The sequence below is a fragment of the Candidatus Pedobacter colombiensis genome (assembly GCA_029202485.1).
Lineage (GTDB): Bacteria > Bacteroidota > Bacteroidia > Sphingobacteriales > Sphingobacteriaceae > Pedobacter > Pedobacter colombiensis.
This window is the reverse complement of sequence record CP119313.1, coordinates 1,536,515-1,562,446: the sequence shown is the minus strand read 5'-3', so window position 1 is coordinate 1,562,446 and position 25,932 is coordinate 1,536,515. Positions and strand designations below refer to the sequence as shown.

Sequence of the window (25,932 nt, the reverse complement as noted above, 5' to 3'; positions counted from 1 at the left end):
GCCATCATGAATAAAAGAATAACACTTCTGGTGTACTTATTTACAATCTGCACATTTTCATACGCACAAGAAAACCAAACGAACAAGTCAAAAACATTTAAATATGGTAAAATAGGCCTTGAAGAATTTGACATCAAAGTAAATGGTTCAGATTCAGCTGCATCTGCCGTAGCATTATTTGATGTAGGTAGAGGTTTTTTTGAACTCAGTCCAAAAACAGGTGATTTTATGTATGTTTTTGAACGACATACGCGCTACAAAATCATTAATAAATCCGGGTATGATTATGCCAACCTGGAACTTCAATTTTATAAGCAAAATAGCGGTGAAACAAAATTAGACTATATGGATGCCGCTACTTATAACCTCGAAGGTGGTAAAATAGTAACCAGTAAGCTAAATGGTGACGCTAAATTTTCTGAAAAACAGGATAAGAATTACACCCTTAAAAAATTTGCATTACCCAATGTCAAAGAAGGATCAATCGTTGAATATAAATACAGAATATCATCTGATTTTATTTTTACCCTAAGACCATGGTATTTTCAAAGAGCCATCCCTACCCTTTATTCTCAATACGACATTACCATTCCTGAGTATTACAAATATAAAGTAAATGCTGGAGGTTATTTGTTTTTAAATCCCAAGCAGGAAATGGTTAACCAAACTTTTTTTATTAAAGGACAATCACTTACCGCACAATCACTACATCTCCATTATCAGGCAGAAAATGTACCTGGTCTAAAGCGAGAAAACTATATTACCACGATGGAAGATTATGTAAGCAAAATAGGCTTTGAGCTGTCTTCTATTACCATCCCCGGTCAGGTTTACAGGGAAGTCACCTCATCATGGCCTAAAATTGTTAAAGGATTAAAAGATGATGAGAATTTTGGATCCTTCATTGGTAAAAAAAGCTACAGCAAAACCATATTAAAAGATATAATAAAAGGCGAAACCAGACCTGACACGGTAATGTTGATGATTTTCGATTATGTAAAAAACAATATCAAATGGAATGATAAGTATAGCATCTATACTTCCGAAACCAATCCCAAAACTATCTTTGAAAAGAAAACAGGCAATACAGCTGACATTAACCTTTGCTTGCTTAATCTTTTGTCCGAAGCAAACATTATGGCTTCCCCGGTATTATTAAGCACACGAGGAAATGGAACCCATCCTGGTATACCTATGCTTACCGAATTCAACAACGTTATTATTCAGGCCGAAATTGGAGATAAAATGATCCTTTTAGATGCAACTGATAAAGACCATACAGCAAGCATGATTGCTTACGATAACCTGAATCATCAGGGACTGAAAGTAAATTTACAAACTGAAAATGCAGCATGGATATCTCTTGAAGAAAACAGGCTAAGCAAGAAAAATATAAGTTTAATGCTTACCCTAAATAATGAGAACAAACTTAGCGGTAAGCTTTATTTATTATCAACCCACTATGAAGCGCTGAATCGTCGGGATAAATATCGCTCAGCAACTAATGAAACTGACTTTCTGAAAAGCTACAAAACGGAAAAACCAGGATTAGGCATACAAAACTATAAGATTCAAGATCTTAATAACCTTGATGCACCACTGGTTGAGACCATGGATGTAGTGATAGAAGATAATGTGGAAGAGGCAGGAAATCTCGCCTATTTCACTCCTTTACTTTTCGAAAGAACAAAAGAAAATCCATTTAAATTGGAGGAGAGAAAATTCCCTGTTGATTTTGCTTTTCCTACAGAAGAGAACTATCGTATTAATGTAGATTTTCCGAAAGGATATCAACTCGATAAAACTCCCAAGAATGAAAGAATAGTCTTACCGGATGATGTCGCATCCTTCACTTTTATTTTTGCTGCTGAAGAAAACAAATTAATGATCACTAGCAAGATAACTATCAAAAAAGCTATCTATTCTCCTGAAGAATATTATGATTTAAAAGAACTCTTTAAAAACATAGTTAGAAAGCAGGCTGAACAAATTGTATTTAAGAAAAGTTAATGAAAAAATCTATACTTTTTATAGCCGTCCTGTTTACTTTTGCAAGGGTTACAGCACAAGGAATTTATGATGTTAGCAAAATCCCTCCGGGTTTAACCAACAATGCGTCAGTAGTCATAAGAAATGAAGAATTGATTTACGAGGTAAAAGCCCCTGGAACTGCAATCCAAACCTACAAAACAGCGATGACCATTTTGAATAAAAATGGCGAGAATTTTTCGAAGATGAGCGAATATTACGATAAGTTTTCGAGCATCTCCAATTTAAAAGCTTCACTTTATGATGAAAAGGGCATTAAAATAAAAGATTATAAAAGCGCTGATTTTAAAGATGTGAGTGCCGTTTCTGATGGAACCTTATATCAGGATGACAGAGCCAAATATCTTGAATTTTTACATACTAAATTTCCATATACTATAGAGTTTAGTTACACTGTTGATTATAGTGGGATCCGTAATTATCCTACGTGGTACCCGGCAAGTACTTGGGACATTGCTATTGAAAAATCAAATTACACCTTTAAAATACCGGAGACCATGACTTTCAAGTACCTGAAAAGTAAAGGGCTAAATACGGATTCGTTAAAGGTAAAAGACAAAATAAACTACAAATGGAGCTGCGAAAATATCCCCGCCGCAGAGTTTGAAGCCTTGAGTGTAGGCTTAAGAAATATAATGCCTTGGGTAAATGTCGCCCCTAATGAGTTTGAATATGACCATTCAAAAGCCAATATTGAAAACTGGAAAAATCTGGGCTCATGGATTTTTAACCTTAATAATGGTGGCCAAGTGTTGCCAGAGGCGGCAAAAGCTAAAATCCAGGCGATGATAAAGGATGCAAAAACACCCCAGGAAAAAATAAAAATATTATACAATTATCTGCAATCGAATACCAGATACGTAGGTGTACAATTAGGCATTGGAGGTTATAAACCAATTACAGCAGAAAAAGTATCGGCTGTTAATTATAGTGATTGCAAAGGCTTATCTAACTACATGAAAGCCATATTACAGGAAGCAGGTATAAAATCCAACCTAGTTGTTATTGGAAATGGGCTCCCTTCTTTAAATAAGAACTATGCCAGCATGAATCAGGCTAACCACATGATACTTTGCGTGCCGCTGGAAAAAGATACCACCTGGTTGGAGTGCACTAGCCAATACACCCCTGCGGGTTTTATTGGAAACAGCAATTCGAATAGGACTGTTTTATTAGTTACAGAAGATGGAGGTAAACTGGCTCAAACGCCTATATATAGTCCATCCAGTAACCTTCAACACCGCAATGCAAAAGTAGTGCTAGATGAAGAAGGTTCTGCCAATATCAATATTGAAACGCAATATAAAAATGCACAATATGAAGATCATATTGGCTTACTATTGATGGAACCTACAGACCGGAGAAAAAGAGTAATCAACACGTTGAGCATACCGAATGTGGAGATTACTACACTAAACATTAACCAACCGAATAAAAACCTGCCTATACTAAATGAGCAGATTGAGTTAAAATCCTCACAATTACTAACCAAGGGTGGAGACAAACTATTTTTGACACTAAATCTATTAAATAGGCAGGAAAGTACAGTAACCCCATTGGAGGCACGCAAAACCTTTTTCAGTATTAAATATGGTTACAGTGACGAGGATGAGATTATTTATACCATTCCAAAAGGGTACAAAGTAGAATTTATACCTAAAGATATTGTAATTGAATCAGAATTTGGAAAGTATTCGGCCAAGGTGGTTGTAAAGGATAACACACTGGTGTATACCCGTACACAGATGATGGTAAATGCGACTTATCCACCAGAAAAATACAATGATTTTGTTGCCTTTAATAAAAAGGTCTATCAGGCTGATAAACAAAAAGGTATCCTGGCTAAAGTAAATTAGCCAGGATATACTTTATTTTTTGCCTACGATAACTTTGGTAAAGCTGTCGGTATTGAGGTATTTATTTGCCAGATCTTTTAAATCAGCAGCAGTAATTGATTTTACTGTTTGAATATAGTTTTCATAATAACCATAATCCAATCCAGAGAAATAAACATTCTTAAACTTGTCGGCATGAGAGAATGCATTTTCAAGACTACCTAACATGGAGCCCAACATATAATTCCTAACTAAACCCAGCTCAGCATCCTGCACCAAATCAGTTTTAAGTATACTGATCTCCTTTTCAATTTCTGCAAGGGTATTGCTGCACACATCTACTCCTACTTCTGTAGCAATAAAGAAATAACCTGCATCTTTTAAAGAGGCTACCGCCGATCCAATACCATAAGTATAACCTTTATCTTCACGAATATTGGCCATTAATCTGGAACCAAAATACCCACCAAGTAAACAGTTTAATACTTGAAAACCTGGAAAATCTGGATGATTTCTGGTAATGGCAAGGGTTCCCATCCTGATTGCCGATTGGATGGCTTCAGACTTTTCTACAAAAATCTCTCCCTGATGAATATTCGTAAAACTAAATTTATTGGTTACTGATGGCGCATTATTGTCCCAGCCCTTACCAATAATACTGTTCAGAATATTGAATTCTGCTTCTTCAAACTTACCGGCTACGAAAATGGTACAGTTCTGAGGTTTATACGCTGCTTTAAAATAATTTAAAAGATCATCTCTTTTTATGTCTTCGTAATGCGAGGGCTGAATATTAGAGCCATAAGGTGTTTCACCAAAAAGTGCATTTGCAAAATTCTTCCTTGCCAGAAAATCATTTTTTTGCAGGCTTACCTGTAAGGACTGCTTTTGGTTCTGGATAAAAATAGACAGTTCCTGCTCAGGAAAGATACTTTCATTTAAGATTGAGCGCAGAATCGGCAACACCGATTGTAGATGTTTATTTAATGTATAAAGCTTAACACAAGTTTGATCTGCTCCATATTCTGTTTGCAGGAAAGCACCATAATAATCAACTTTATCTGCAATTTCTTTAGCACTTAATTTATTGGTTCCATTATTTATTAAATGACTCACAGCAATTGCTTCCAATGGTTTTGAGGCATCCCAGTTTACATTTTCGAATATAAACTCTATTCGAACAAGTTCCTGTTTACCTGCATTGATTGTAAAAACTGGTATACCATTGTCCAGTACTTGTTTTAAAGGTTCAATAAAACTAATTTCATCAACCAGTTTCGATTCCGGGGCTAGTGTACGATTAAGCATTTTGGGCAGTTAAATAGTGTAAAGTTGAACATTGTTCTTTCTTAAAGGTGATTTTTGCAGCCTGCTGAATATCAGCAGGTGTTACAGCCAGATACTTGTTGATCTCAGTATTCAGGCCTTGAGCATTACCTAATAACTCGTAATAAGCAAGATTCATAGCCTTATCTAACAAACTCATCTCCGCAAATACCATAATAGATTCTGATTTGTTTTTCACTTTGGTAATCTCCACATCGGTCACTTGTTCCTCGATAAGCTTATGGAGCTCAGCCCAGATGGCAGCTTCTGCGGCTTCTATGCTGACCCCTTCAACCAGCTTACCTTCAATCACAAATAATCCCTCGTCGATACTACTGGTAATATAAGCATGAATATCACTAAATAACTGCTGCTCTTTTAGCAGACTGTTATACAACCTTGAGGATTGTCCTTGTGAAAGGATATCAGACATCAGGTCATAAGTTTGGTATGCATTATCACTTCTTGCAGGCATTTTAAAGGCCATGTAAATCGCATTTAAAGGAACATCTGCACGGACTATTTCTCTTCTTTCAGCTGTCTGCATCGGCTCCTTAGGCAAATTTCTAAGGTATCTTTCTCCGGCAGGAATTGGTGCAAACCATTTCTCTGCAAGCGCCCTTACCTCTTCAGTTTTAACATTTCCACCCACGACCATAATGGCATTTTGCGGATTGTAGTGCTTTTGGAAAAATGCTTTAACGTCTTCCATTTTCGCATCTTCAATTTGTTTTAAATCCTGCCCTATGGTTGCCCAGCGGTAAGGATGTGTAGTATAGGCAAGCGGCCTTAATTTCAACCATACATCACCATAAGGCTGATTCAGGTAACGCTGTTTAAACTCTTCACATACTACATTACGCTGCGTTTCCAAACTCTTCTCTGAAAAAGCAAGGCTCAACATCCGGTCACTCTCCAGCCAGAAAGCAGTTTCAAGATTTACGGCCGGTAAAGTGATGTAATAATTGGTAATGTCGTTACTGGTAAAAGCATTGTTCTCGCCTCCTACCCTTTGCAAAGGCTCGTCGTAGCTTGGAATATGCACTGATCCGCCAAACATTAGGTGCTCAAATAAATGTGCAAAACCTGTTTTGTCCTGCTCTTCGTCTCTTGCACCAACATCATATAAAATATTTAACACCGCCATAGGCGTAGTATCATCTTCGTGTACCAGTACACGCAACCCATTGGCTAATGTAAAACGGTTAAAATCTACCATATATTAAAAAATAATTGAGCCAAAGATAGGAATAATGGACAGCCGAAAGCTTATCCTTTTTAATAAAGGACAAACAAATTATATTGATAAAAACAACTTATGGTATATTTGTGCTATGAATACTGCCGAATTATTACACAGGGCCTTGCATTTCGACTTTTTAACAAAAGAAGAGGGTGTATTTTTATATCATCATGCAGCAACTGCTGAACTGGCTTATGTAGCCAATGAACTGAGAAAAAAACAAGTACCTAGTGGTAAGGTAACCTGGCAAATAGATAGGAATGTAAATACAACAAATGTATGCATCGCCAACTGTAAATTCTGTAATTTTTTTAGAAGACCTGGCCATGATGAAAGCTACATCACAGATATAGAGACTTATAAACAAAAAATAGAAGAGACATTTAGGCTAGGTGGTGATCAGTTGTTGCTACAGGGTGGTCATCATCCCGATCTGGGCTTAACATTCTATGCTGATTTGTTTAAAAGTCTTAAGGAACTGTACCCTGATTTAAAACTTCATGCTTTGGGTCCACCCGAAATTGCCCATGTGGCCAAATTGGAAGGACTTTCTCATACAGCTGTTTTATCAGCTTTAAAAGAAGCAGGAATGGATTCATTGCCCGGTGCCGGTGCCGAAATATTGAACGACAGAGTTAGAAGATTGATATCAAAGGGTAAATGTGGCGGTCAGGAGTGGCTTGATGTAATGAGGGCAGCTCATCAATTGCACATTACTACATCTGCAACAATGATGTTTGGTCATGTTGAAACTATAGAGGAACGTTTTGAACACCTGGTATGGATAAGAGAAGTTCAAAGTGAAAAGCCTGCTGATGCTAAGGGCTTTCTGGCTTTCATTCCCTGGCCTTTCCAGGATGATGGGACCTTATTAAAGAGATTAAGAGGCATCAGCAATAATGTTTCGGGGGATGAGTATATCAGAATGCTTGCATTAAGTCGAATTATGCTGCCTAACATTAAAAACATTCAGGCTTCATGGCTTACGGTTGGTAAAAACGTAGCAGAGCTCTGTTTACATGCCGGCGCTAACGATTTTGGCTCGATCATGATCGAAGAGAATGTAGTTTCAGCTGCTGGTGCTCCGCATCGTTTTACGGCAAAGGGAATTCAGGATGCCATTAGAGAAGCTGGCTTTGAACCTCAGTTACGCGGACAACAATACAATTACCGCGATTTACCGGATCATCTGGAAGAACAAATTATTAATTATTAGTAGTTCTTCATTTCATAAAAAAGGAAAGTGGATAGGATGATAGTGGTTTTTACTTCCACTTATATTTATTAAAAACATCGTGTTGTGGCATTTTTTTAATAAATTCACCCTATTAAATTAATAGCTGTGCTGAATACTATTATTGTAGACGATGAGGAATTTGCCCGTTCTTCATTATACTTTCTTTTACAAGAAAATTGCGAAGACATCCACATTTCCGGAATTGCTAAGTCCGTATCGGAAGCACGTAACCTACTTTCACAGCATGCTATTGATTTGATTTTCCTGGATATTGCAATGCCAGGAGAAAATGGCTTCGAACTTATCCCCTATGCGCAATCCAATAAAGCCCAGGTTATTTTCACTACCGCTTATGATCAATATGCCTTAAAAGCAATTAAGGCAAATGCCCTTGACTACTTGTTAAAACCTATTGATATCGATGAATTGAAAGCCGCTGTTGATAAAGCAGTAAAATTTATCGCCTTAAATAAAAATGATAGCGGTCGTGCAGAGCGTATGCAAGATCTTGCTGCAAATCTTTCGGAAAGAAGCGAAATTCGAAAAATTAGCTTACCCAACGGACAAGGTTATAGCCTTGTAAATATTGACGATATTATTCATATTGCTGCAGATAGTAATTATTCTATATTTTATCTCCAGAATAAAGACAAGATCACTGTTTCCAAAGTTCTAAAAGAATATGAGGAGATATTACCTGACAACCAGTTTATAAGGATACATAAATCGAGTATTGTTAACCTGAATTACGTAAAAGAGTACAACTCGAAAAATGGGCTTGAAGTAATCCTTAAGAATGGAGAAAAAATTGCTGTATCGAGAAGGCGCGCAAGTGATTTTGTTGAAAAAATTAAATCATATACTAGTTTTGATAGCGATAAATAAACAGTTAAACTTAAGAGGAAGGTACTTAATCCTTATAATTCTGTTGTTAACCATCAGCTTCCCTGGCTATTCTCAATCTACCCATTTACAACATTTTAGCACAAAAAACGGACTACCAAGCAATAATTGCTATTATACATTACAGGATTCTAAAGGCTATATCTGGGTAGCTACAGACGCAGGTGTAAGCAGGTTTGATGGTAAAATATTTGAAAATTTCTCCATCGATGATGGATTACCAGATAATCAGATCCTACAGTTAAAAGAGGATAAAAGTGGCAAAATCTGGTTTCTGGCATTAAATGGCGAGCTTAGCTATTTTTTTAACGGTAAAATATATAATGAAACCAATGACAAACTGCTTAAACTACTAAAATTTAACGCTGTAATTGTTTCTTTCTTCCAGGACAGTAAAGGGAGAATCTGGTTTGGCACCAATAAAAATATATTGGTGATGTGGGATGGAAAAACAATTATGAAATACATTTCCGCAGATCTTGAGCACCAGTATACAAATACATTTATACATGAAGATAAGTCGGGAACAATATGGGCATTCAGCAACGAATGTGTCCGTGTTTTTAACAACAAGACTTTCACGATTACGGCACATGGCACCTTACCCCTTTCTTACAAAACCATCCTAAACCTGCCTGACAAAACCCTCGGTTATATTGATAAAAATGGGCTTAACATTAGAACCGGCAACAAACAGTATCTGCTATTAAAGATTGATACATCATTATTGAATAATGATCCAGGATATTTCTTCCTGGATAAGAATGACGATTTATGGCTAAGCAACAGCAATGGCATTTATCATATAGAGCCTTCAGGAAAAACAACACAGTATTTAAAAAATATATCATGCAGTCAAACCATTAAAGACTCAAAAAATAACATGTGGTTTACCACCACAAGTGGCATCTATATGCTCCCTCAGAAAGATGAGCGCCTCTATGTCATCAATAAAACAAATGGTTTAAATAGTGATATGGTAAAAAGTCTGGTTAAAGATGACCGCAACAGATTATGGCTTGGATTGGATGAAGGAAATATCAGTCTACTTGACTTAAACACCTACCACACTACCAGGATCCAACTGCCGGATAAAAAAAAATATAATGTTATAAAACATTTGGTTTATGACTCCCTTGACCAAACGATGTATTTTGCTGCTGATTATGGTCTTGGTAGAATTAACAACATTTATGGTACTCCCAACATTAATTATCTGAAAGAAACAAACAAAAGGATGTTTGTTGTTAAAAGCTTAAGTTTACGTAAGGACCATACTCTGGCAATCGCTTTGTCCTCAGGTGTATATATTTTACCATATCGAAAAGACAAACTAGAATTTACCTTATTGTATTTTAAACAGGGCATCGATTTTTTCATCAACAGAGCATATTGTGTATTTTACGATAAGGACCAGAACCTATGGTTTTCTAATGTTAGCGGTCTGTCAGAATATTCGAATGGTATTTTATATAATTATTCCAATCAGAATTTACTTCTTACAAAAAGGATCAATGATATCCAGAAATTAGATGATGGCACTATTGTACTGGCTACAGATGGTTACGGGGTTGTATTCCTCAAAAATAAAAATGTTGTAAAGGTTATTACCCGAAAAGATGGACTTGCCAACAATATATGTAAACGGCTATTTGTAAAAGACAATTATATATGGGTCGTTACCAATAATGGCATCAACAGGATTCCTTTAAAAAACAAACAGCGATCAGTAGAATCATTTGAATATACCAATGCTATGTTGGCCGACGATGTAAATGATCTGTTTATTGATGACCAATATGCATACTTTGCAACCAATTGTGGTCTTGTTTATTTTTCGTATCATAAGGAAAACACCAATCATGAGGCTCCTAAAGTATTAATATCCTCCATCATAAACAATAAGACAAAGCTTGGACTGAACAGTGCCATGCATATACTTGCCCCCTCCAACAACAGCATCACTTTTACATACAGTGCCATTGACTTTCAAAATAAAACCATCACTTATCGTTATCGACTAAAAACAGAGTCTAACTGGACAGAAACTAAAAGTCGAAGGCTTGAGTTCCCCTCACTGGAACCAGGAGATTATACGTTTGAAATCAGCTCAAAATCAAATAAGAGCAACTGGAGTACACCTACCAGAGTCAACTTTTCATTAAAAAGGCATTTCTGGCAAACAAACCTATTTTTGGTTGCCGTTTTTCTTTTCGCCGGCTTTGCCTTTTATAAAGTAGCAGTTGTAATTACTAAAATGCAAAAGAATAAGGAACAACAACAACTGCTTTTAAAGAATAAGATCTTAATGCTCGAACAACGTGCATTACAGGCCATGATGAATCCCCATTTTGTTTTTAATGTAATGAACTCCATTCAGCATTACATCAATACAAAAGATACCAATTCAGCAAATAAGATATTAACGGGCTTTGCAAAACTGATTAGAAAGAATCTGGAAATATGTACAAAAAGCTTCATCAGTCTGGATGAAGAACTCGAATACCTGGAACTATACTTAAGTCTGGAGAAAAAAAGATTTGGCGAAAAGTTTAAATATCACATAAAGGTAAATAGTGCAATTGATAAAGAAGAGACTTTAATCCCGTCCATGATCCTCCAACCCTATATTGAAAATGCAATATGGCATGGATTAATGCCCAAAGAAGAAGGTGGTAAACTTGATATCCTCATCGACCTTAAAGGTGAGGATCACCTGGTGATCGAAATTATTGACGATGGCATCGGGATTGATAACTCTTTGAAGGGTAAAAAAGGTCATCACGTCAGTAAAGGCATGAACCTTACCCGTGAACGTATTAACCTTTTAAACCAGGTTGAGGCAAATCCGATACAGATAGACATTAAACAAAATGGTATTTCAGGTACTTATGTCTCCATTTTGATCCCTTTATACAGCTAATTTACCGTTTACTCAATTATTTGTACCACTTACTAAGTTTACATTAATCATTATAAAATTAGCATTAAACTTGTTATAGATATTAAAACAAACAGAAGTTTGTAAAATCGTTCTTATAGGATTGATCAAAGATATTTTTACCTAACCTAAAACTATATCTCAATTCAGGTTTCATTTGTGTGTTAAAAAATGGTAAAGTTCATAGCTTTACCATTTTTTTTTTGCTTTCCCGCAAATCTTTTTACAAGATTATTTTATAAAAAATTCTTTGCAGAATTTCTTTTTGTCTTACTTTTGATCAGCTAAAAATTTAAAAAAAACATCGTTCTTTTGATTTAAAAAGATTTTTAGTAAATTTAACTTATCAAATAAAAACCTTACGGAATTATATTTTTTGTAATGAAAACTCCAAAAAAACCAATTAACAAAAGCAAAGCAGAAGATCCAGAAAATGACCTGGAAGATTCGTATGAAGAAACCAATAAAAAGAAATCATACGACGATGATGAAGATGACGACCTCGACATGCCATTAGATGATCTGGACAACTTTGATAGTTTTGGTTCGGATGATGACGATGACGATACCTATTAACAGGTAAAAAAATAATTATTGATAAAGCATCCCCTAAGGGATGCTTTTTATTTTAATTCCATTAGGAGAAATGCAAATAACTACCGTATCCGGAAAGCGTTCCAGAAAAGATTTTTTAGCCACTGCCCGTTTTATATATAAAGATGATAAAAATTGGATCTGCCCACTGGATCAGGATATTGAAAACATATTCGACAGTAATAAAAATCCATTTTTTCAACACGGAAAATGTACCAGATGGGTACTGCAAGACGATAATGGAGATTACATAGGCAGAATTGCAGCCTTTATAAATGATAAAAAAGCATACCAGTATGAGCAACCTACAGGCGGCATGGGCTTTTTTGAATGTATAAATAATAAAGAAGCTGCTTTTTTACTTTTCGATACGGCAAAGTCGTGGTTACAAGAGAACGGAATGAAGGCCATGGATGGCCCTATCAATTTCGGGGAGAATGATTCTTTCTGGGGATTGCTCGTAGAAGGCTTTACTCCCCCCTCCTATGGCATGAATTACCATCATCCATACTACCACAGCTTTTTTACAGATTACGGCTTTAAAACAGAATATGAGCAGATCACCAATCATCTCGCTGTAAGAAATCCTTTTCCGGAGCGCTTTACCAAAATTGCCAATTGGGTAGCCAACAAACCGGGTTATACCTTTGAACATTTCTCTAAAAAGAATGCAGCAAAATATGTAGCAGATTTGATGGAGATCTACAATGATGCCTGGAAGGACTTTGAGAATTTCGTACCTATTAAAAAAGAGACGCTGGAAGAGAGCTTTGAAAAGATGCAGACTATAATGGATGAAAAACTGATTTGGTTTGCTTACATCAATGGAGAACCCGCCTCATTTGTCGTAATTATCCCCGATGCCAACCAAATGATTAAAGGATTTAATGGTAAACTAGGGCTGATAGAAAAAATTAAGTTTGTATACAGACGCTGGAAGGGTGTAAACCGAATGCGTGCCATTGTAATGGGCACAAAGTCTGCTTATCAAAAGCACGGTTTGGAATCTGCCTTATTCATTAAACTTAAAGAGTATGTTTTACCGATGAATCAGTACGATGAGCTCGAACTTTCCTGGGTTGGTGATTTCAATGATAAGATGCTTTCTATTCATCAAGCAACAGGTGCCACTTTTGGAAAGCGACACCTGACTATGCGTAAGATCTTTTAGATCTATTTCTCTCTTATTTCTTCATAAAGATCAATAACCTTCTTCTGAAGTTTAATGATCTCTTCTTCTCTTAGTGCTAACTTTTCCTTCAAATTATTAATTTCTTCAAAATTAAGTGATTGAGGGTTTTCTCCTTCTTTCGAGATTATATCCATTGTCGACACCTCAAAAAGGTTTGCAATCTGTGCAAGTCTTGAAATGTTGATATCCGTGATGCCTGTCTCGATTTTCGAGAATGCAGGGATTGAAATATTTAGACGTTTAGCCACTTCTCCTTGGCTCCAACCATTTTTTTGGCGCAGTTGTCTAATGTTTTTTCCAATGATATTCATATTATAAATTTAGGTGTGTAATAATCTTGTAATTAAATTCCTTGCTCAACTATATTCAACTCACGTGCCAATTTAACGAGATCTACTCCCCCAAAATTTCCAGAACTCATCAAAAGTAAGTTCGTACGATAAAAATTTACGCCTAGCAGGTACTGTGTTAACAGCTCTGAATTATCAAAAAAGTGCAATTCTTCATTGTTAAAAGCGGTCTGAACATCTATTTTACTAAAAGGTTCTAGTTTTTTATGCTGAAAAGTTTTTTCATCAATATATACAATTGCTGTATCCGCAGCTTTCATTGTATCCGCATATTGAACTAAAAAATCTTTATTTAAACTACTAAATGTATGTAACTCTATACACGCTACTAATTTCCTATTTGGAAATTGAGTCTTTACAGCTTCAATAGTAGCCTTTAATTTAGATGGTGAATGCGCAAAATCCTTGTAAACGTTAGTCTCACCATCACTTAGCAAAAGTTCCAAACGCTTAGCTGCTCCTGTAAATGATGCGATAGCCTTATCAAATGCTTCACCGCGGATATCAAGTTGCTCACAGATTAATTTAGCTGCGTTAAGGTTCATTAAATTATGATCGCCAAAAACCTTAAGTGGCGTTTCATCCGGCAATAGATAAGTTATGCCATCTCTTACTGCATGTTCAGGGATTCCGTAACCAATCTTCTCAATATCGGCAGCAGACTTTTCTACAATCTTATTCAGATCTTTATCCGTATTGCAGTAAATTAATGTTCCACCAGGCTGAATGGTATTGATAAACAATTCAAACTGCCGGGTATAATCCTCGTAAGTTTTAAATACATTGATATGATCCCACGCGATACCACTTATAACAGCCAGATTAGCTTTATAAAGATGAAATTTCGGCCTTCTATCTATAGGAGAAGCCAGATATTCATCTCCTTCAATAATGATTACAGGTGCCTCATGAGTAATCTTCACCATGGTATCAAAACCCGCTAGCTGAGCTCCAACCAAATAATCAAAATCTTTCTCATAGAAATTAAGCACATGTAATATCATAGAAGTGATGGTTGTTTTACCATGACTTCCGCCTATTACCACTCTTAACTTGTCCTTAGTCTGCTCATAAATATATTCTGGATAAGAATAAATTTTAAGCCCCAATTGCTGGGCTTTCAATAGTTCAGGATTATCTGTTAAAGCATGCATCCCCAAAATCACAGCATCTAAATCTGCTGTAATATTAGCTTCATTCCAACCCATTTCCTTTGGCAAAATACCATACCTCGCTAATCTACTACTGGATGGCTCGAAAATAACATCATCTGAGCCGGTTACCTGATATCCTTTTTTGTGTAAGGCTATCGCCAAATTGTGCATAGCACTTCCGCCTATAGCTATAAAATGTATACGCATACGTTGTTTATTTACCAATTAATCTTTCTTAAAATAAGCTGCTACCCATTCGCCAATCTTCTTATGATCAACATATCTAATTCCAAAAGGTTCACAGGCTTGCTTAATCATCTCCAGATCCGGAGATTCATAAAATCCACTGAAGTAAATACTACCCTCCGACTTCAATACCTTGGCATAGGTTGGAATCTGATCAAGCAAAATATTTCTATTGATATTGGCAAGAATGGTATCAAACTGTGCTTCAGGGATAACCTCTTTTCCTCCACAAATGGCTTCCAGATTATCTATTCCGTTTAAAGCTGCGTTCTCTATGCTACTTTCGTAACAAACTTCATCATTATCTATTGCGACTAATTTTGAAGCTCCCTTTTTAGCTGCAAGTATCGCAAGTATCGCGGTACCACAGCCCATATCAAGAATTTCCTTATCCTTAACATCAGCTGCAAGGATGTACTGCATCATCATAGTAGTTGTTTGATGATGCCCTGTACCAAAGGCCATTTTTGGGTCTATGACAATTTCGTAGGCATATTCCGGCTTAGCTTCATGAAAGGTTGCCCGAACATAACACTGATCATCAATAATCAGCGGCTCGAAATTCTTCTCCCATTCCTCATTCCAGTTCTTTCCTTCAATTTCTGAAACTACATAACTGCATTGAAATTCTCCCTCATATTGATTCAGCACATTTTTAAGATTACCCTCATCATAGGTATTGAACTCTATAAACGCAACAAAACCATTCTCTATCTCTTCGAAAGTATTAAAACCTATATCGGCCAACTCAGCAATCAAAAGATCCTGCTGATACTCCTCAATGGCATTAAAACTGAAACTTACCTGTATATACTTCATTAAGAATTAAAAGTTTTAACAATGTCTACAAAATCTCTTGATTTTAGTGATGCTCCACCTATCAAACCACCATCTATATCGTTCTGAGCAAAAAGCTCCGCAGCATTTTTCGGATTGCAACTTCCACCATATAAAATGGTTGTATTTTCAGCTATTTCACTATTATACTTAACAGCAATCTCTTTTCTGATATAAGCATGGACTTCCTGAGCCTGCTCTGACGTTGCAGTGAGTCCGGTTCCAATTGCCCATACAGGTTCGTAAGCAATTACAACTTTTGCAAAATCAGTAGCACTTAAACCAAAAACACCTTGTTCAAGCTGAATTTTAAGCACGTCGAAATAAACCCCATTGTTTCTTTCATCAAGTGTTTCACCAATACAGAAAATCGGAATAAGTTCATTTTCTAATGCCTTAGCCGTTTTCTGAGCGAGCAATTCATTGCTCTCGGCAAAATACTGGCGTCTTTCTGAGTGACCTATGATCACATATTCGCAACCAACAGACTTGATCATTCCAGCAGAGATCTCTCCTGTAAACGCGCCACTATCATTTTGGTGACAATTCTGAGCACCTATCTTAACAACTTCACCACCTAATTTAGCCAGGCTGTTTAAATGAATATATGGTGAGCAAATAATTGCGATCTGATCGCCCTTTTTTTCATCTCTTACCATATTAACGATTTCTGAAAATAAAGATATACCATTGGTATAATCCAGATTCATTTTCCAATTTCCTGCAACTATTTTTTTTCTCATTATATATTGTTATTTAGTAGGTTTTATTTTAATTGGGCGTTTGTGATTGGTTTACAGGTTTAAAAGGACCTATAATTTTTTGTCATCTCGAAAATCGCAGATAAGATATCCTTTTCTACCTGATCAAACCTCATATTTCTGCGTTCATAAACCTTTTCTGCTGTTTCAAACATCTTTTGAAGGTTATACACATCAAATCCACCTGCTCCACCCCATGCAAAATCAGGAATAAAATGTTTTGGAAAGCCATCACCAAAAACATTGGCGCTCACTCCGGCAACTGTCCCTGTATTAAACATGGTGTTGATCCCACATTTCCCATGATCAGCCATAATTAAACCACAAAATTGCAGACCGGTTTCGCGAAAGCGCTCCGACTCATAATCCCATAGTTTAACATCAGCATAATTATTTTTCAGATTGGAATTATTGCTATCGGCACCAATGTTACACCACTGTCCCATTACCGAATTACCCAGATAACCTTCATGCCCCTTAGAGGAATAGCCCCAGATTACAGCATTATTAATCTCTCCGCCAACACGACTATAAGGACCAATGGTAGTTTGCCCGTATATTTTTGCGCCCATTTTAACCTGCGAATTGTTACACAGTGCAAAAGAGCCTCTGATGTGACTACCTTCCCACACCTGTGAATTTTCGCCTATATATATAGGACCGCTTAAACTATTAAACGTAGAACATTCAGCCTCAGCACCTGCTTCGGCAAAAATATTATCCCCTAAGAAAGTATTAGTTCCGCTTAATTGTGCAGTCGTTTTCCCCTTAGTGAGCAGGGCAAAATCTTTCCTCAGCTCTACATCGTTAGATCTAAATACATCTTCGGGAACAAAGACTCTTACAAAAGTTTCCTGATAGGTTTTAGTATGCAATTGCTTATGAATTTCTGGATGATGTATCTCAGTGGCATTTATCTTATAAGCGATAAGCACATCATTCTTTTTTAGCGCTTCGCCAATTTGAAGTTCCAGGATTGCTTCTAGCAAAGCTTCATCCGGACATATTGAGCCATTGATATACAACTCAGCCCCATTAAGTGGTCGGTATTTTACAGACAGGTATGGAGCAGTAACATAGCCGTATTCGGCGGCCAGGTACTTTTGCCATTTTTCGGCTATAGTTAAAATTCCTACGCGAAGATCTGCAACCGGCCTGGTAAAAGATAGTGGCCGCAGGGATTGCCAGGCATTGTCATCAAATAAATTGATCATCATAAGCTACAAAAATAAAAAAAGTCCCGAAGCAATCGCATCGGGACTTTAAATAATTTCTTATTTGTGTATAATTACTTTTTAGCGTAACGTGTTTTGAATTTATCGATACGACCAGCAGTATCAACCAATTTCATTTTTCCAGTATAGAAAGGGTGAGAAGTGTGAGAAATCTCTAATTTATATAAAGGATACTCGTTGCCATCTTCCCATTTGATAGTTTCTTTAGTATCTACACAAGATTTAGTTAAAAAAGAATACTCGTTAGACATATCTTTAAATACTACAAATCTATAGTTTGATGGATGCAGATCTTTTTTCATGTTAATATTATATTATGATATACTTATTTGTCGCTTATTTTTAAGGATGCAAATATCAGCAATTTATTTTTGAATAGCAAGTATGTGTGGAAAAATTATCTGCTATACTTTTTTCTGGTCTCCACCTTTTCCTTTTGTCTACTGATATAGGCATCAGCAATAACTTCTGCAGAGGGCAAATTGGAATTACTGATTAAAAGCCCCTTTAACTTCTCTTCATTAACATCCGTACGATAAAGGATATTCATCATTTTTGAAATATCATTATCCAGTAAATAAGCAAAAGCTTCAACCAATCGCTCCCGCAGTAAAGTCTCTGAAATAATGTCCTCCACCTCAAAATCAGTATTTACGATCTTACTTAGTGATTTAAAATCATCCATAACTTAACTTTTAACCTCCTGACACAACTCTATCAAAACACCATTTGTTCCTTTAGGATGTACAAAACAAACCAATTTATTATCTGCTCCCAACTTAGGCGCTTCATTTAACAACACAAAGCCCTCTGCCTTTAAACGAGTCATTTCCGCTTCAATATCATCCACATCAAAAGCAATATGATGTATTCCCTCTCCTTTTTTTTCCAGGAACTTTGCAATAGGGCTATCAGTGGTCGTTGCCGTCAGCAACTCGATCTTATTAACCCCTGTTTTAAAAAAGGCCGTATTAACCCCCTCCGACGCAACTTCCTCCTTTTTGTAGCAAGAAACTCCCAGTAAACGTTCATAAAGCGAGCAGGAAACATCCATGTCTTTAACCGCAATCCCTATATGTTCTATTCTATTCATATTCGTCTTAAACGTTTAAAAAATGTAAAAATGCATGTTTTAACTATACCGTCATAGCTATTATTTATAATTGTTGGCAATCTTTTTTTGTATCTTTGTATATTAATAAGAACATATATATATATAATGGAACTTCCTATTTATTTAGATAATAACGCAACTACGCCTCTTGATCCAAGAGTGCTGGAAGCGATGTTGCCCTATTTCACTAACAAATTTGGTAACGCTGCAAGTCGTAACCATGCATTTGGATGGGTTGCTGAAGAAGGTGTTGACTATGCCCGCGAACAAGTGGCAAAATTGATTGGCTGTACTGAAAAAGAGATCATCTTCACTTCAGGAGCTACAGAGGCTGACAACTTGGGTATTAAAGGTGTATTCGAAATGTACCAAGAAAAAGGTAATCATATCATTACCGCTACAACTGAACATAAAGCAGTTTTAGATACCTGTAAACATTTAGAGAAACTAGGCGCAAAAGTTACTTATCTAAAAGTAAAAGAGGATGGATTAATTGATCTTCAGGAGCTGGAAGCTGCCATGACAGAACAAACTATCCTGGTTACGATTATGTATGGAAACAACGAAATCGGCGTTATCCAACCTATTAAAGAAATCTCCGCTATTGCCCATAAATATGGTGCATTGTTTATGACAGATGCGACACAGGCTGTGGGTAAAATACCTGTAGATGTAAATGCTGATGGAATTGACTTAATGGCATTCTCTGCACATAAAATGTATGGTCCTAAAGGTGTTGGTGTATTGTATGTACGTCGTAAAAACCCAAGGGTTAAAGTAACTGCACAAATCGATGGTGGTGGTCACGAGCGTGGTATGCGTTCTGGTACCTTAAACGTACCTGGTATTGTAGGTTTAGGAAAAGCTTGTGAACTGTGCCGTTTAGAAATGGATGAAGAAGCTAAACGTTTATCTGCATTAAGAGATAAACTGGAAAATGCACTTTCTGAGCTTGAAGAAAGCTATGTAAATGGTAACACCCAACATCGTTTACCTCATGTAGCTAACATCTCTTTCAAATACGTTGAAGGTGAAGGCTTAATGATGGCGATGAAAGATTTAGCAGTATCATCAGGTTCAGCTTGTACTTCTGCTTCACTAGAACCTTCATATGTATTGAAAAGTCTGGGTTTGTCAGATGATCTGGCACACTCTTCTATCCGTTTCGGATTAGGTCGTTTTACTACCGAAGAAGAAATAGATTACGCAATAGAAAATACTAAGAAAGCAGTAAATCACCTGAGAGACCTTTCTCCACTTTGGGAAATGTTTAAAGAAGGTATTGATTTAAGTAAAATTGAGTGGGCAGAACACTAATCTGTGCATCAATAAATATTATACTAACCCTGATATAAAGGTTTAAGAGAAAAAACAAAATGGCATACTCAGAAAAAGTAATAGAACACTATACCAATCCAAGAAACGTTGGTACTTTAAATAAAGACAGCAAATCAGTAGGTACAGGCCTTGTTGGCGCACCTGAGTGCGGCGACGTAATGCGTCTGCAAATTGAAGTTGATGAAAACAATGTAATTACCGATGCTAAATTTAAAACATTTGGTTGTGGTTCTGCAATTGCATCTTCTTCATTAGCTACGGAATGGTTAAAAGGTAAAAGTATAGATGAAGCTTTGGCAATAGACAATATGGATATTGTTGAAGAGTTGGCTTTACCACCTGTAAAAATCCATTGCTCAGTTTTAGCAGAAGACGCAATTAAATCTGCAATCAATGATTACCGCGTTAAAAATGGTTTAGAGCCATTTGAACTGGCCAAATCACACCATTAATTAGATGTGAGGTATGAGATTTGAGACATCCAGTCTCCTATCTGACATCTCAAATAAATCTCTAAGAAAATGATTACGATCACTGATAAAGCAAAAAGCAAAATCGACCAGTTAATGCAAGAGTCGCAAATGGATGCTAGCTATTTTTTGCGTGTATCTGTTAAAGGAGGAGGATGTTCAGGATTGTCCTACAACCTCGACTTTGATGACGAAGAAAAGCCTGGAGATCAGTTTTTTGAAGACAAAGGCATTAGAATTGCATTAGACATGAAGTCCTTCCTTTATCTGGCAGGAACTGAGCTTGATTTTTCTGATGGTTTAAACGGAAAAGGATTTAACTTTAATAACCCAAACGCAAGCCGCTCCTGTGGTTGCGGCGAAAGTTTTTCCGTTTAAAATACAATTATTATATTTACATAGGCCGGTACAGATTAAACTGTACCGGCCTATTTTTATGAGCACCCAAAGCAACTTTACCAATGGAATTATTTAATGAGCACTCTACGATCCCAACTTTATTGAGAAATGTAGTGGCAAACATTCACAAACCGGAAGAAACATTCCTAATCCACAAAAAAAACACAAAATGGGAGGAGATTTCTTATAAACATACCCTGGATTGTGCCGATGCTGTCTCAGCATTCTTCCTGGCTAAGGGCATCCATAAAGGTGACCGAATGGGCCTCATGATAGAAAACTCCCCTGAATACGTTTACTACGATCAGGGAATACAGCAAATAGGCGCCATCAATGTATCTATTTACCCTACCCTATCCGAGCAAGAAGTTGCGTACATCGTAAATGATTCGGGTATGCGGGCCATACTGATAGGGAATACATTTCTTTATAAAAAGATACTCAAAGTAGCAGACAATTGCAGGCATCTGGAATATATTATACCCGCTTTCCCAGAGTATACAAAAGTCGCTATACCAGAAGATCTAAAAGCGCAGATAATCAGCTTTGATGAAGTACTTGCTGCAACAGGAAAGATAAGTCAGGACCAGCTTGAAGAAATCAGTAAAATCCGCAATACCGTGCATCCTGCTGACATTTCTTCATTAATTTATACATCCGGAACTACCGGAACTCCAAAGGGCGTAATGTTAACGCACAGCAATTTTGTTGAAAATGTAAAAGTTTGTTTACAGCAAATACCGGTGATTGACGAAACAGAAACTTTTCTGTCTTTCCTCCCTTTATCCCATGTATTTGAACGTACCGCAACCTATCATGTTTGCTGTGCACAAGGATGTAAAATAGCCTTTGCGCAAAGCCTGGACCTATTGGCTAAAAACATGGCAGAGGTTAGACCAACCGTAATGAGTTGTGTTCCGAGATTGCTGGAAAAAATTCACGACAAAGCCATTAAAAGCGGTACAGCTAGTGGTGGCCTAAAAGCCAAAATATTCCTTTGGGCGCTAGAAATAGGTCAGGAGTACCGAAGAATTAAAGAAGCGGGTAAAAACCCGGGAATGGTACTCAGTGCGAAAAAAGTGCTGGCAGAAAAACTCGTATTTAGCAAAATTAAAGAAAAAACCGGGGGCAGGTTAAAGTTTATGATCTCGGGTGGAGCCGCATTACCTAAAAATGTAGGTGAGTTCTTCGGCAACCTGGGAATAAAAATTCTGGAGGGCTTCGGATTAACTGAAACTTCGCCGGTAATGTCTGTGACTGAATTTCACAGACAAGTATATGGTACAGTTGGGAGGATAATTCCAGGTATTGAAGTTGGCATCCAACATGTAGAAACCAAGCAAATGATCAGCATTCAAACTTATCAATCCTTCCAGGAAGATTTTGAGTGTGAAGAAGGAGAAATCATTGTCAGAGGCCATTGTGTAATGAAAGGTTACTTTAATAAACCAGCAGAAACAGCTGAAGCCATTGATAAAAACAACTGGTTCCATACTGGTGATATCGGACGTTTTTACAAAGGAAACCTACAAATTACCGATCGCTTGAAAAACATGATTGTAAATGCTTATGGCAAGAATGTTTACCCTACCCCGGTAGAGAGCATTTATATGAAAAGTCTTAAAATAGACCAGGTTTTTCTAATTGGTGATAAGCGTGAATACCTTACCGCCATCATCATCCCCAATAAAGAGAACATGCAGGAAGCATTCAACTTACCTGAATCTTTCTTTCTGAAACCCGAAATTTTTATTGATGAAAAAGAAATCATCAACTGGATTGGTCAGGATATAAGAAAGCTTTCCAATGAATTGGCGAAGTTCGAACGCATTAAAAACTTTAAGGTCAAACGCAATCCTTTTAGCCTCGAAGAGGGCGAGATTACACCAACCTTAAAGCCGAAGCGGAAGGTTATTGAGACAAAATATGCCATTGCTATTAATGAAATGTATACTGAAGCTGTTGATGCAGATTAAGCTGTTTAAAATATTTTACGTTTCTTATTCCGATCGACATAAAGAACTAAGGTAAATCCCTATTTTTGCCTAATTTTAATTTTTAAAAAAATCAGGTATCAGGCTTGATGCCAGATACAAAAAATATATGAGTACAGGACTATCAGAACTAGAAGTATTGCGCCGTAATTCGTTAAGCCAATTACGTGAGCTTGGGATCAATCCCTACCCTGCCGAAGCATTTGAAATCAATGCCAATGCTGCAGACATATTAGCGAACTACGAACGAGATAAAACTGCCTATAAGAACATCAGTATTGCAGGCCGTATCATGAGCCGTCGTATTATGGGTAGTGCTTCCTTTGTAGAACTACAAGATTCAACGGGCAGAATACAGGTTTATTTAAAGAGAGATGACCTTTGTCCAGATGAAGATAAAACGCTATATAATACTGTATTTAAAAAACTAATGGATCTGGGTGATTTTATTGGTGTTAAAGGTTATGTATTTACTACACAAACCGGCGAGATCTCTATTCACGTTACAGAACTCACCTTATTGTCTAAATCATTAAAACCTTTACCAATTGTGAAGCGTGATGAGGATGGCAATATTTATGATGGCTTTACCGATCCGGAAATGCGCTATAGACAACGCTATGTGGATCTTACCGTAAATCCTGACTTTAGGCAGATCTTCATAAGCCGTTCTAAGGTGATCAATACCATGCGTAATTATTTCGACAACCAGGGATGGATGGAGGTGGAAACGCCAATTCTTCAGCCTATCCACGGTGGTGCTGCCGCACGTCCTTTCGCTACGCATCACAATACGCTGGATATGCCGCTTTATCTGCGTATAGCTAACGAATTATACTTAAAAAGATTAATCGTTGCCGGATTTGACGGTGTTTATGAGTTTGGAAAGATGTTCAGAAATGAAGGTATGGACAGAACCCATAATCCTGAGTTTACTTCTATGGAAATCTATGTAGCCTATAAAGACTACATCTGGATGATGGAAATGGTAGAGGAATGTCTGGAAAAAGTTGCAGTAGCTATCCATGGAACATCTGTTGTAAAAGTTGGCGAGCACGAAATCAACTTCGAAGGTCCTTACGAAAAACTGACCATGTACGAGTCGATCCAGAAATATACCGGCATCGATGTATCCAATATGACAGAAGAGGAACTTAAAGCGACCTGCAAAAGTCTGAATATTGAAATTGATGCTACCATGGGTAGAGGAAAATTAATTGATGAACTTTTCAGTGAAAAAGTTGAAGCCAACCTGATTCAGCCAACATACATTACAGATTACCCACTTGAAATGACCCCGCTTGCTAAAAAACACAGAAGCAAAGAAGGTCTGGTAGAACGTTTTGAGCTATTTGTAATGGGTAAAGAAATAGCCAATGCTTATTCGGAGTTGAATGACCCTATTGATCAACGTGAGCGTTTTGAAGATCAGTTAAAACTGGCTGCAAGAGGTGATGATGAGGCTATGGCCATGGATGATGATTTTATCCGTGCACTAGAATATGGGATGCCTCCTACCTCAGGATTAGGTATTGGTATTGATCGTTTGGTAATGTTAATGACCAATCAATCCACCATACAAGAAGTATTATTCTTCCCTCAGATGAGACCGGAGAAGAAAGCTAAAGTAACTACAGATGAAGATTTTGTAAATGCCGGTATTCCTGCTGAATGGGTTCAGGTAATCAGAAAAATGAACATCAACACGATAGAAGAACTGAAAGCAGCAAACCCTAACAAAGTATTTAATGACCTGGGTGGAATGCGTAAAAAACTTAAACTGGACTTAAGCATGCCTTCGAAAGAAGAGGTTACAGCCTGGTTTTCTTAACATATAAATAACATAAACTTAAAAGCTTGCTACAAAAACTGTAGCAAGCTTTTTTTATTTTTATACATATTTAAATTGAAAGTATATGAACAGTTCAAGTCTAGAAATCACAGAGAAAGAATACTGTATAAAACTTAACAAAGAGTCCTTTGATCTGACCTTAATACGTCAGTTGATCACCAGAATACAATCGGAGCAATTGTTCTTCAGCAAAAATGATATGGAAGATGATATCATCAGCAGAGGAGTTTACTCGGAAGAGAACGAAAATTTTGACAGATTAAGCGAAAAATAAAAGGCCACATTTGCATGTGGCCTTTCGCTATTTTTATAGGTTTGATTACCTGTATCTTACTTGTTGTTGTCTGTCCATCATTCCAAGCTGATCTTTCAATTGTTTAATCTGGTCAGCAAGCAATTTATTCTTATCCGCTTTCTTTGCCTCAGTTAAGTACATCTGAGCTTCTCTCTTATTTCTCTTAGCCATTGCAATTCCTGCCAGACTTAACTTTGCCAAAGCAATATTGTGATCCATATGCATTCCTAAAGAAAGAGATTTCTTAAAATATTTCTCTGACTGCATTGGTGCTTTTCTTGATTCAATCAAGCCTATCAATAAATTGTAATAACCATGCTGCACTCTAATCAATTGTTTTTCGTAATTGGTTATTCTGTTTAAGTAAGCTTCCGCTTTACCCATATTATCTTTTCTCAGAAACCACTGAGCCAATAACATATTCTCATTAAAGAAATAAGTAACTATAATTAAGATGCTTATAAAAACGGCCAAAACACCCCATCCCCAAAAACCGAAGATCATAAGCGCTATTGCACCACCCAACACTGCAAAACCTAAAATAAGACGAACTACATTTGGCATATT

Annotated in this window: 24 protein-coding genes; 13 read left to right on the top strand and 11 right to left on the bottom strand. The window is 36.8% G+C overall.

What is annotated here, in order from left to right; all coding sequences use genetic code 11:
- The first annotated feature begins 6 nt into the window (after nt 1-6).
- A complete protein-coding gene (locus P0Y49_06570) occupies nt 7-2,010 on the top strand; it encodes a DUF3857 domain-containing protein (GenBank protein WEK20797.1) in 2,004 nt (667 codons plus the stop codon).
- Entirely contained in the window at nt 2,010-3,905 is a 1,896-nt protein-coding gene (locus P0Y49_06565; GenBank protein WEK20796.1) for a DUF3857 domain-containing protein, read from the top strand. Before P0Y49_06570 ends, P0Y49_06565 begins: the two co-directional genes overlap by 1 nt.
- 12 nt (nt 3,906-3,917) lie before the next feature.
- Here the strand turns inward: P0Y49_06565 and P0Y49_06560 are convergent, their stop codons facing one another.
- Together P0Y49_06560 and P0Y49_06555 are read right to left on the bottom strand one after the other, a co-directional pair.
- Nucleotides 3,918-5,192, bottom strand: a complete 1,275-nt coding sequence (locus P0Y49_06560; GenBank protein ID WEK20795.1) for a pitrilysin family protein — start codon at nt 5,190-5,192, stop codon at nt 3,918-3,920.
- A complete protein-coding gene (locus P0Y49_06555) occupies nt 5,185-6,429 on the bottom strand; it encodes a pitrilysin family protein (protein WEK20794.1) in 1,245 nt (414 codons plus the stop codon). Before P0Y49_06555 ends, P0Y49_06560 begins: the two co-directional genes overlap by 8 nt.
- A gap of 115 nt (nt 6,430-6,544) precedes the next feature.
- On the opposite strand from P0Y49_06555, the gene P0Y49_06550 reads away from it, so the two are divergent.
- From P0Y49_06550 to P0Y49_06530, 5 genes are all read left to right on the top strand, one after another.
- On the top strand, nt 6,545-7,669 hold the full coding sequence (locus P0Y49_06550) for a CofH family radical SAM protein (protein ID WEK21779.1): 1,125 nt from the start codon (nt 6,545-6,547) through the stop codon (nt 7,667-7,669).
- A gap of 126 nt (nt 7,670-7,795) precedes the next feature.
- The gene (locus P0Y49_06545; GenBank protein ID WEK20793.1) at nt 7,796-8,575 is read left to right on the top strand and encodes a LytTR family DNA-binding domain-containing protein; all 780 of its coding nucleotides are present in this window, start codon (nt 7,796-7,798) and stop codon (nt 8,573-8,575) included.
- On the top strand, nt 8,559-11,516 hold the full coding sequence (locus tag P0Y49_06540; GenBank protein WEK20792.1) for a two-component regulator propeller domain-containing protein: 2,958 nt from the start codon (nt 8,559-8,561) through the stop codon (nt 11,514-11,516). Before P0Y49_06545 ends, P0Y49_06540 begins: the two co-directional genes overlap by 17 nt.
- 399 nt (nt 11,517-11,915) lie before the next feature.
- Nucleotides 11,916-12,110 carry a hypothetical protein gene (locus tag P0Y49_06535; GenBank protein WEK20791.1) on the top strand — a complete coding sequence of 65 codons (195 nt, stop codon included), beginning with the start codon at nt 11,916-11,918 and terminating at the stop codon, nt 12,108-12,110.
- 70 nt (nt 12,111-12,180) lie between these two features.
- Nucleotides 12,181-13,299, top strand: a complete 1,119-nt coding sequence (locus P0Y49_06530) for a GNAT family N-acetyltransferase (GenBank protein ID WEK21778.1) — start codon at nt 12,181-12,183, stop codon at nt 13,297-13,299.
- A gap of 2 nt (nt 13,300-13,301) precedes the next feature.
- Here the strand turns inward: P0Y49_06530 and P0Y49_06525 are convergent, their stop codons facing one another.
- The 8 genes from P0Y49_06525 to mce all read right to left on the bottom strand — a co-directional run bounded on the left by P0Y49_06525 (nt 13,302) and on the right by mce (nt 18,996).
- Complete coding sequence (locus P0Y49_06525) at nt 13,302-13,631, bottom strand: helix-turn-helix transcriptional regulator (protein ID WEK20790.1); 330 nt, start codon at nt 13,629-13,631, stop codon at nt 13,302-13,304.
- Between the two features lie 32 nt (nt 13,632-13,663).
- Nucleotides 13,664-15,031 (bottom strand): Mur ligase family protein, encoded by a 1,368-nt coding sequence (locus P0Y49_06520; protein WEK20789.1) that lies wholly within the window; start codon nt 15,029-15,031, stop codon nt 13,664-13,666.
- An 18-nt stretch (nt 15,032-15,049) separates the two neighbouring features.
- Nucleotides 15,050-15,889, bottom strand: a complete 840-nt coding sequence (gene prmA, locus P0Y49_06515) for a 50S ribosomal protein L11 methyltransferase (GenBank protein WEK20788.1) — start codon at nt 15,887-15,889, stop codon at nt 15,050-15,052.
- A complete protein-coding gene (gene tpiA, locus P0Y49_06510) occupies nt 15,889-16,650 on the bottom strand; it encodes a triose-phosphate isomerase (GenBank protein WEK20787.1) in 762 nt (253 codons plus the stop codon). The genes prmA and tpiA overlap by 1 nt, the downstream gene beginning before the upstream one ends.
- A gap of 59 nt (nt 16,651-16,709) precedes the next feature.
- Nucleotides 16,710-17,885, bottom strand: coding sequence for a putative sugar nucleotidyl transferase (locus tag P0Y49_06505; protein WEK20786.1), 1,176 nt, complete (start codon nt 17,883-17,885; stop codon nt 16,710-16,712).
- A 71-nt stretch (nt 17,886-17,956) separates the two neighbouring features.
- Nucleotides 17,957-18,205, bottom strand: coding sequence for a type B 50S ribosomal protein L31 (locus P0Y49_06500; GenBank protein WEK20785.1), 249 nt, complete (start codon nt 18,203-18,205; stop codon nt 17,957-17,959).
- Between the two features lie 95 nt (nt 18,206-18,300).
- The gene (locus P0Y49_06495; protein WEK20784.1) at nt 18,301-18,588 is read right to left on the bottom strand and encodes a hypothetical protein; all 288 of its coding nucleotides are present in this window, start codon (nt 18,586-18,588) and stop codon (nt 18,301-18,303) included.
- A 3-nt stretch (nt 18,589-18,591) separates the two neighbouring features.
- Entirely contained in the window at nt 18,592-18,996 is a 405-nt protein-coding gene (mce, locus tag P0Y49_06490; GenBank protein WEK20783.1) for a methylmalonyl-CoA epimerase, read from the bottom strand.
- A 126-nt stretch (nt 18,997-19,122) separates the two neighbouring features.
- On the opposite strand from mce, the gene P0Y49_06485 reads away from it, so the two are divergent.
- From P0Y49_06485 to P0Y49_06460, 6 genes are all read left to right on the top strand, one after another.
- On the top strand, nt 19,123-20,334 hold the full coding sequence (locus tag P0Y49_06485) for an IscS subfamily cysteine desulfurase (GenBank protein WEK20782.1): 1,212 nt from the start codon (nt 19,123-19,125) through the stop codon (nt 20,332-20,334).
- 59 nt (nt 20,335-20,393) lie between these two features.
- Nucleotides 20,394-20,807 carry a Fe-S cluster assembly scaffold IscU gene (gene iscU, locus P0Y49_06480; GenBank protein WEK20781.1) on the top strand — a complete coding sequence of 138 codons (414 nt, stop codon included), beginning with the start codon at nt 20,394-20,396 and terminating at the stop codon, nt 20,805-20,807.
- A 69-nt stretch (nt 20,808-20,876) separates the two neighbouring features.
- On the top strand, nt 20,877-21,203 hold the full coding sequence (locus P0Y49_06475) for an iron-sulfur cluster assembly accessory protein (protein WEK20780.1): 327 nt from the start codon (nt 20,877-20,879) through the stop codon (nt 21,201-21,203).
- 83 nt (nt 21,204-21,286) lie between these two features.
- A complete protein-coding gene (locus P0Y49_06470; protein ID WEK20779.1) occupies nt 21,287-23,200 on the top strand; it encodes a long-chain fatty acid--CoA ligase in 1,914 nt (637 codons plus the stop codon).
- A 127-nt stretch (nt 23,201-23,327) separates the two neighbouring features.
- Nucleotides 23,328-25,049 (top strand): lysine--tRNA ligase, encoded by a 1,722-nt coding sequence (gene lysS, locus P0Y49_06465; protein WEK20778.1) that lies wholly within the window; start codon nt 23,328-23,330, stop codon nt 25,047-25,049.
- Between the two features lie 85 nt (nt 25,050-25,134).
- Entirely contained in the window at nt 25,135-25,344 is a 210-nt protein-coding gene (locus tag P0Y49_06460; protein ID WEK20777.1) for a hypothetical protein, read from the top strand.
- Between the two features lie 45 nt (nt 25,345-25,389).
- Here the strand turns inward: P0Y49_06460 and P0Y49_06455 are convergent, their stop codons facing one another.
- The gene (locus P0Y49_06455; GenBank protein WEK20776.1) at nt 25,390-25,929 is read right to left on the bottom strand and encodes a DUF2892 domain-containing protein; all 540 of its coding nucleotides are present in this window, start codon (nt 25,927-25,929) and stop codon (nt 25,390-25,392) included.
- Nucleotides 25,930-25,932: the final 3 nt, after the last annotated feature.

Coding starts and splice junctions, on each gene's coding strand:
- P0Y49_06495 (WEK20784.1), bottom strand. CDS start 18,588: ATGGATGATTTTAAATCACTAAGTAAGATCGTAAATACTGATTTTGAG.
- P0Y49_06500 (WEK20785.1), bottom strand. CDS start 18,205: ATGAAAAAAGATCTGCATCCATCAAACTATAGATTTGTAGTATTTAAA.
- P0Y49_06530 (WEK21778.1), top strand. CDS start 12,181: ATGCAAATAACTACCGTATCCGGAAAGCGTTCCAGAAAAGATTTTTTA.
- P0Y49_06525 (WEK20790.1), bottom strand. CDS start 13,631: ATGAATATCATTGGAAAAAACATTAGACAACTGCGCCAAAAAAATGGT.
- P0Y49_06555 (WEK20794.1), bottom strand. CDS start 6,429: ATGGTAGATTTTAACCGTTTTACATTAGCCAATGGGTTGCGTGTACTG.
- prmA (WEK20788.1), bottom strand. CDS start 15,889: ATGAAGTATATACAGGTAAGTTTCAGTTTTAATGCCATTGAGGAGTAT.
- P0Y49_06520 (WEK20789.1), bottom strand. CDS start 15,031: ATGCGTATACATTTTATAGCTATAGGCGGAAGTGCTATGCACAATTTG.
- mce (WEK20783.1), bottom strand. CDS start 18,996: ATGAATAGAATAGAACATATAGGGATTGCGGTTAAAGACATGGATGTT.
- P0Y49_06455 (WEK20776.1), bottom strand. CDS start 25,929: ATGCCAAATGTAGTTCGTCTTATTTTAGGTTTTGCAGTGTTGGGTGGT.
- P0Y49_06535 (WEK20791.1), top strand. CDS start 11,916: ATGAAAACTCCAAAAAAACCAATTAACAAAAGCAAAGCAGAAGATCCA.
- P0Y49_06470 (WEK20779.1), top strand. CDS start 21,287: ATGGAATTATTTAATGAGCACTCTACGATCCCAACTTTATTGAGAAAT.
- iscU (WEK20781.1), top strand. CDS start 20,394: ATGGCATACTCAGAAAAAGTAATAGAACACTATACCAATCCAAGAAAC.
- P0Y49_06570 (WEK20797.1), top strand. CDS start 7: ATGAATAAAAGAATAACACTTCTGGTGTACTTATTTACAATCTGCACA.
- P0Y49_06560 (WEK20795.1), bottom strand. CDS start 5,192: ATGCTTAATCGTACACTAGCCCCGGAATCGAAACTGGTTGATGAAATT.
- P0Y49_06505 (WEK20786.1), bottom strand. CDS start 17,885: ATGATGATCAATTTATTTGATGACAATGCCTGGCAATCCCTGCGGCCA.
- lysS (WEK20778.1), top strand. CDS start 23,328: ATGAGTACAGGACTATCAGAACTAGAAGTATTGCGCCGTAATTCGTTA.
- P0Y49_06550 (WEK21779.1), top strand. CDS start 6,545: ATGAATACTGCCGAATTATTACACAGGGCCTTGCATTTCGACTTTTTA.
- tpiA (WEK20787.1), bottom strand. CDS start 16,650: ATGAGAAAAAAAATAGTTGCAGGAAATTGGAAAATGAATCTGGATTAT.
- P0Y49_06460 (WEK20777.1), top strand. CDS start 25,135: ATGAACAGTTCAAGTCTAGAAATCACAGAGAAAGAATACTGTATAAAA.
- P0Y49_06565 (WEK20796.1), top strand. CDS start 2,010: ATGAAAAAATCTATACTTTTTATAGCCGTCCTGTTTACTTTTGCAAGG.
- P0Y49_06485 (WEK20782.1), top strand. CDS start 19,123: ATGGAACTTCCTATTTATTTAGATAATAACGCAACTACGCCTCTTGAT.
- P0Y49_06475 (WEK20780.1), top strand. CDS start 20,877: ATGATTACGATCACTGATAAAGCAAAAAGCAAAATCGACCAGTTAATG.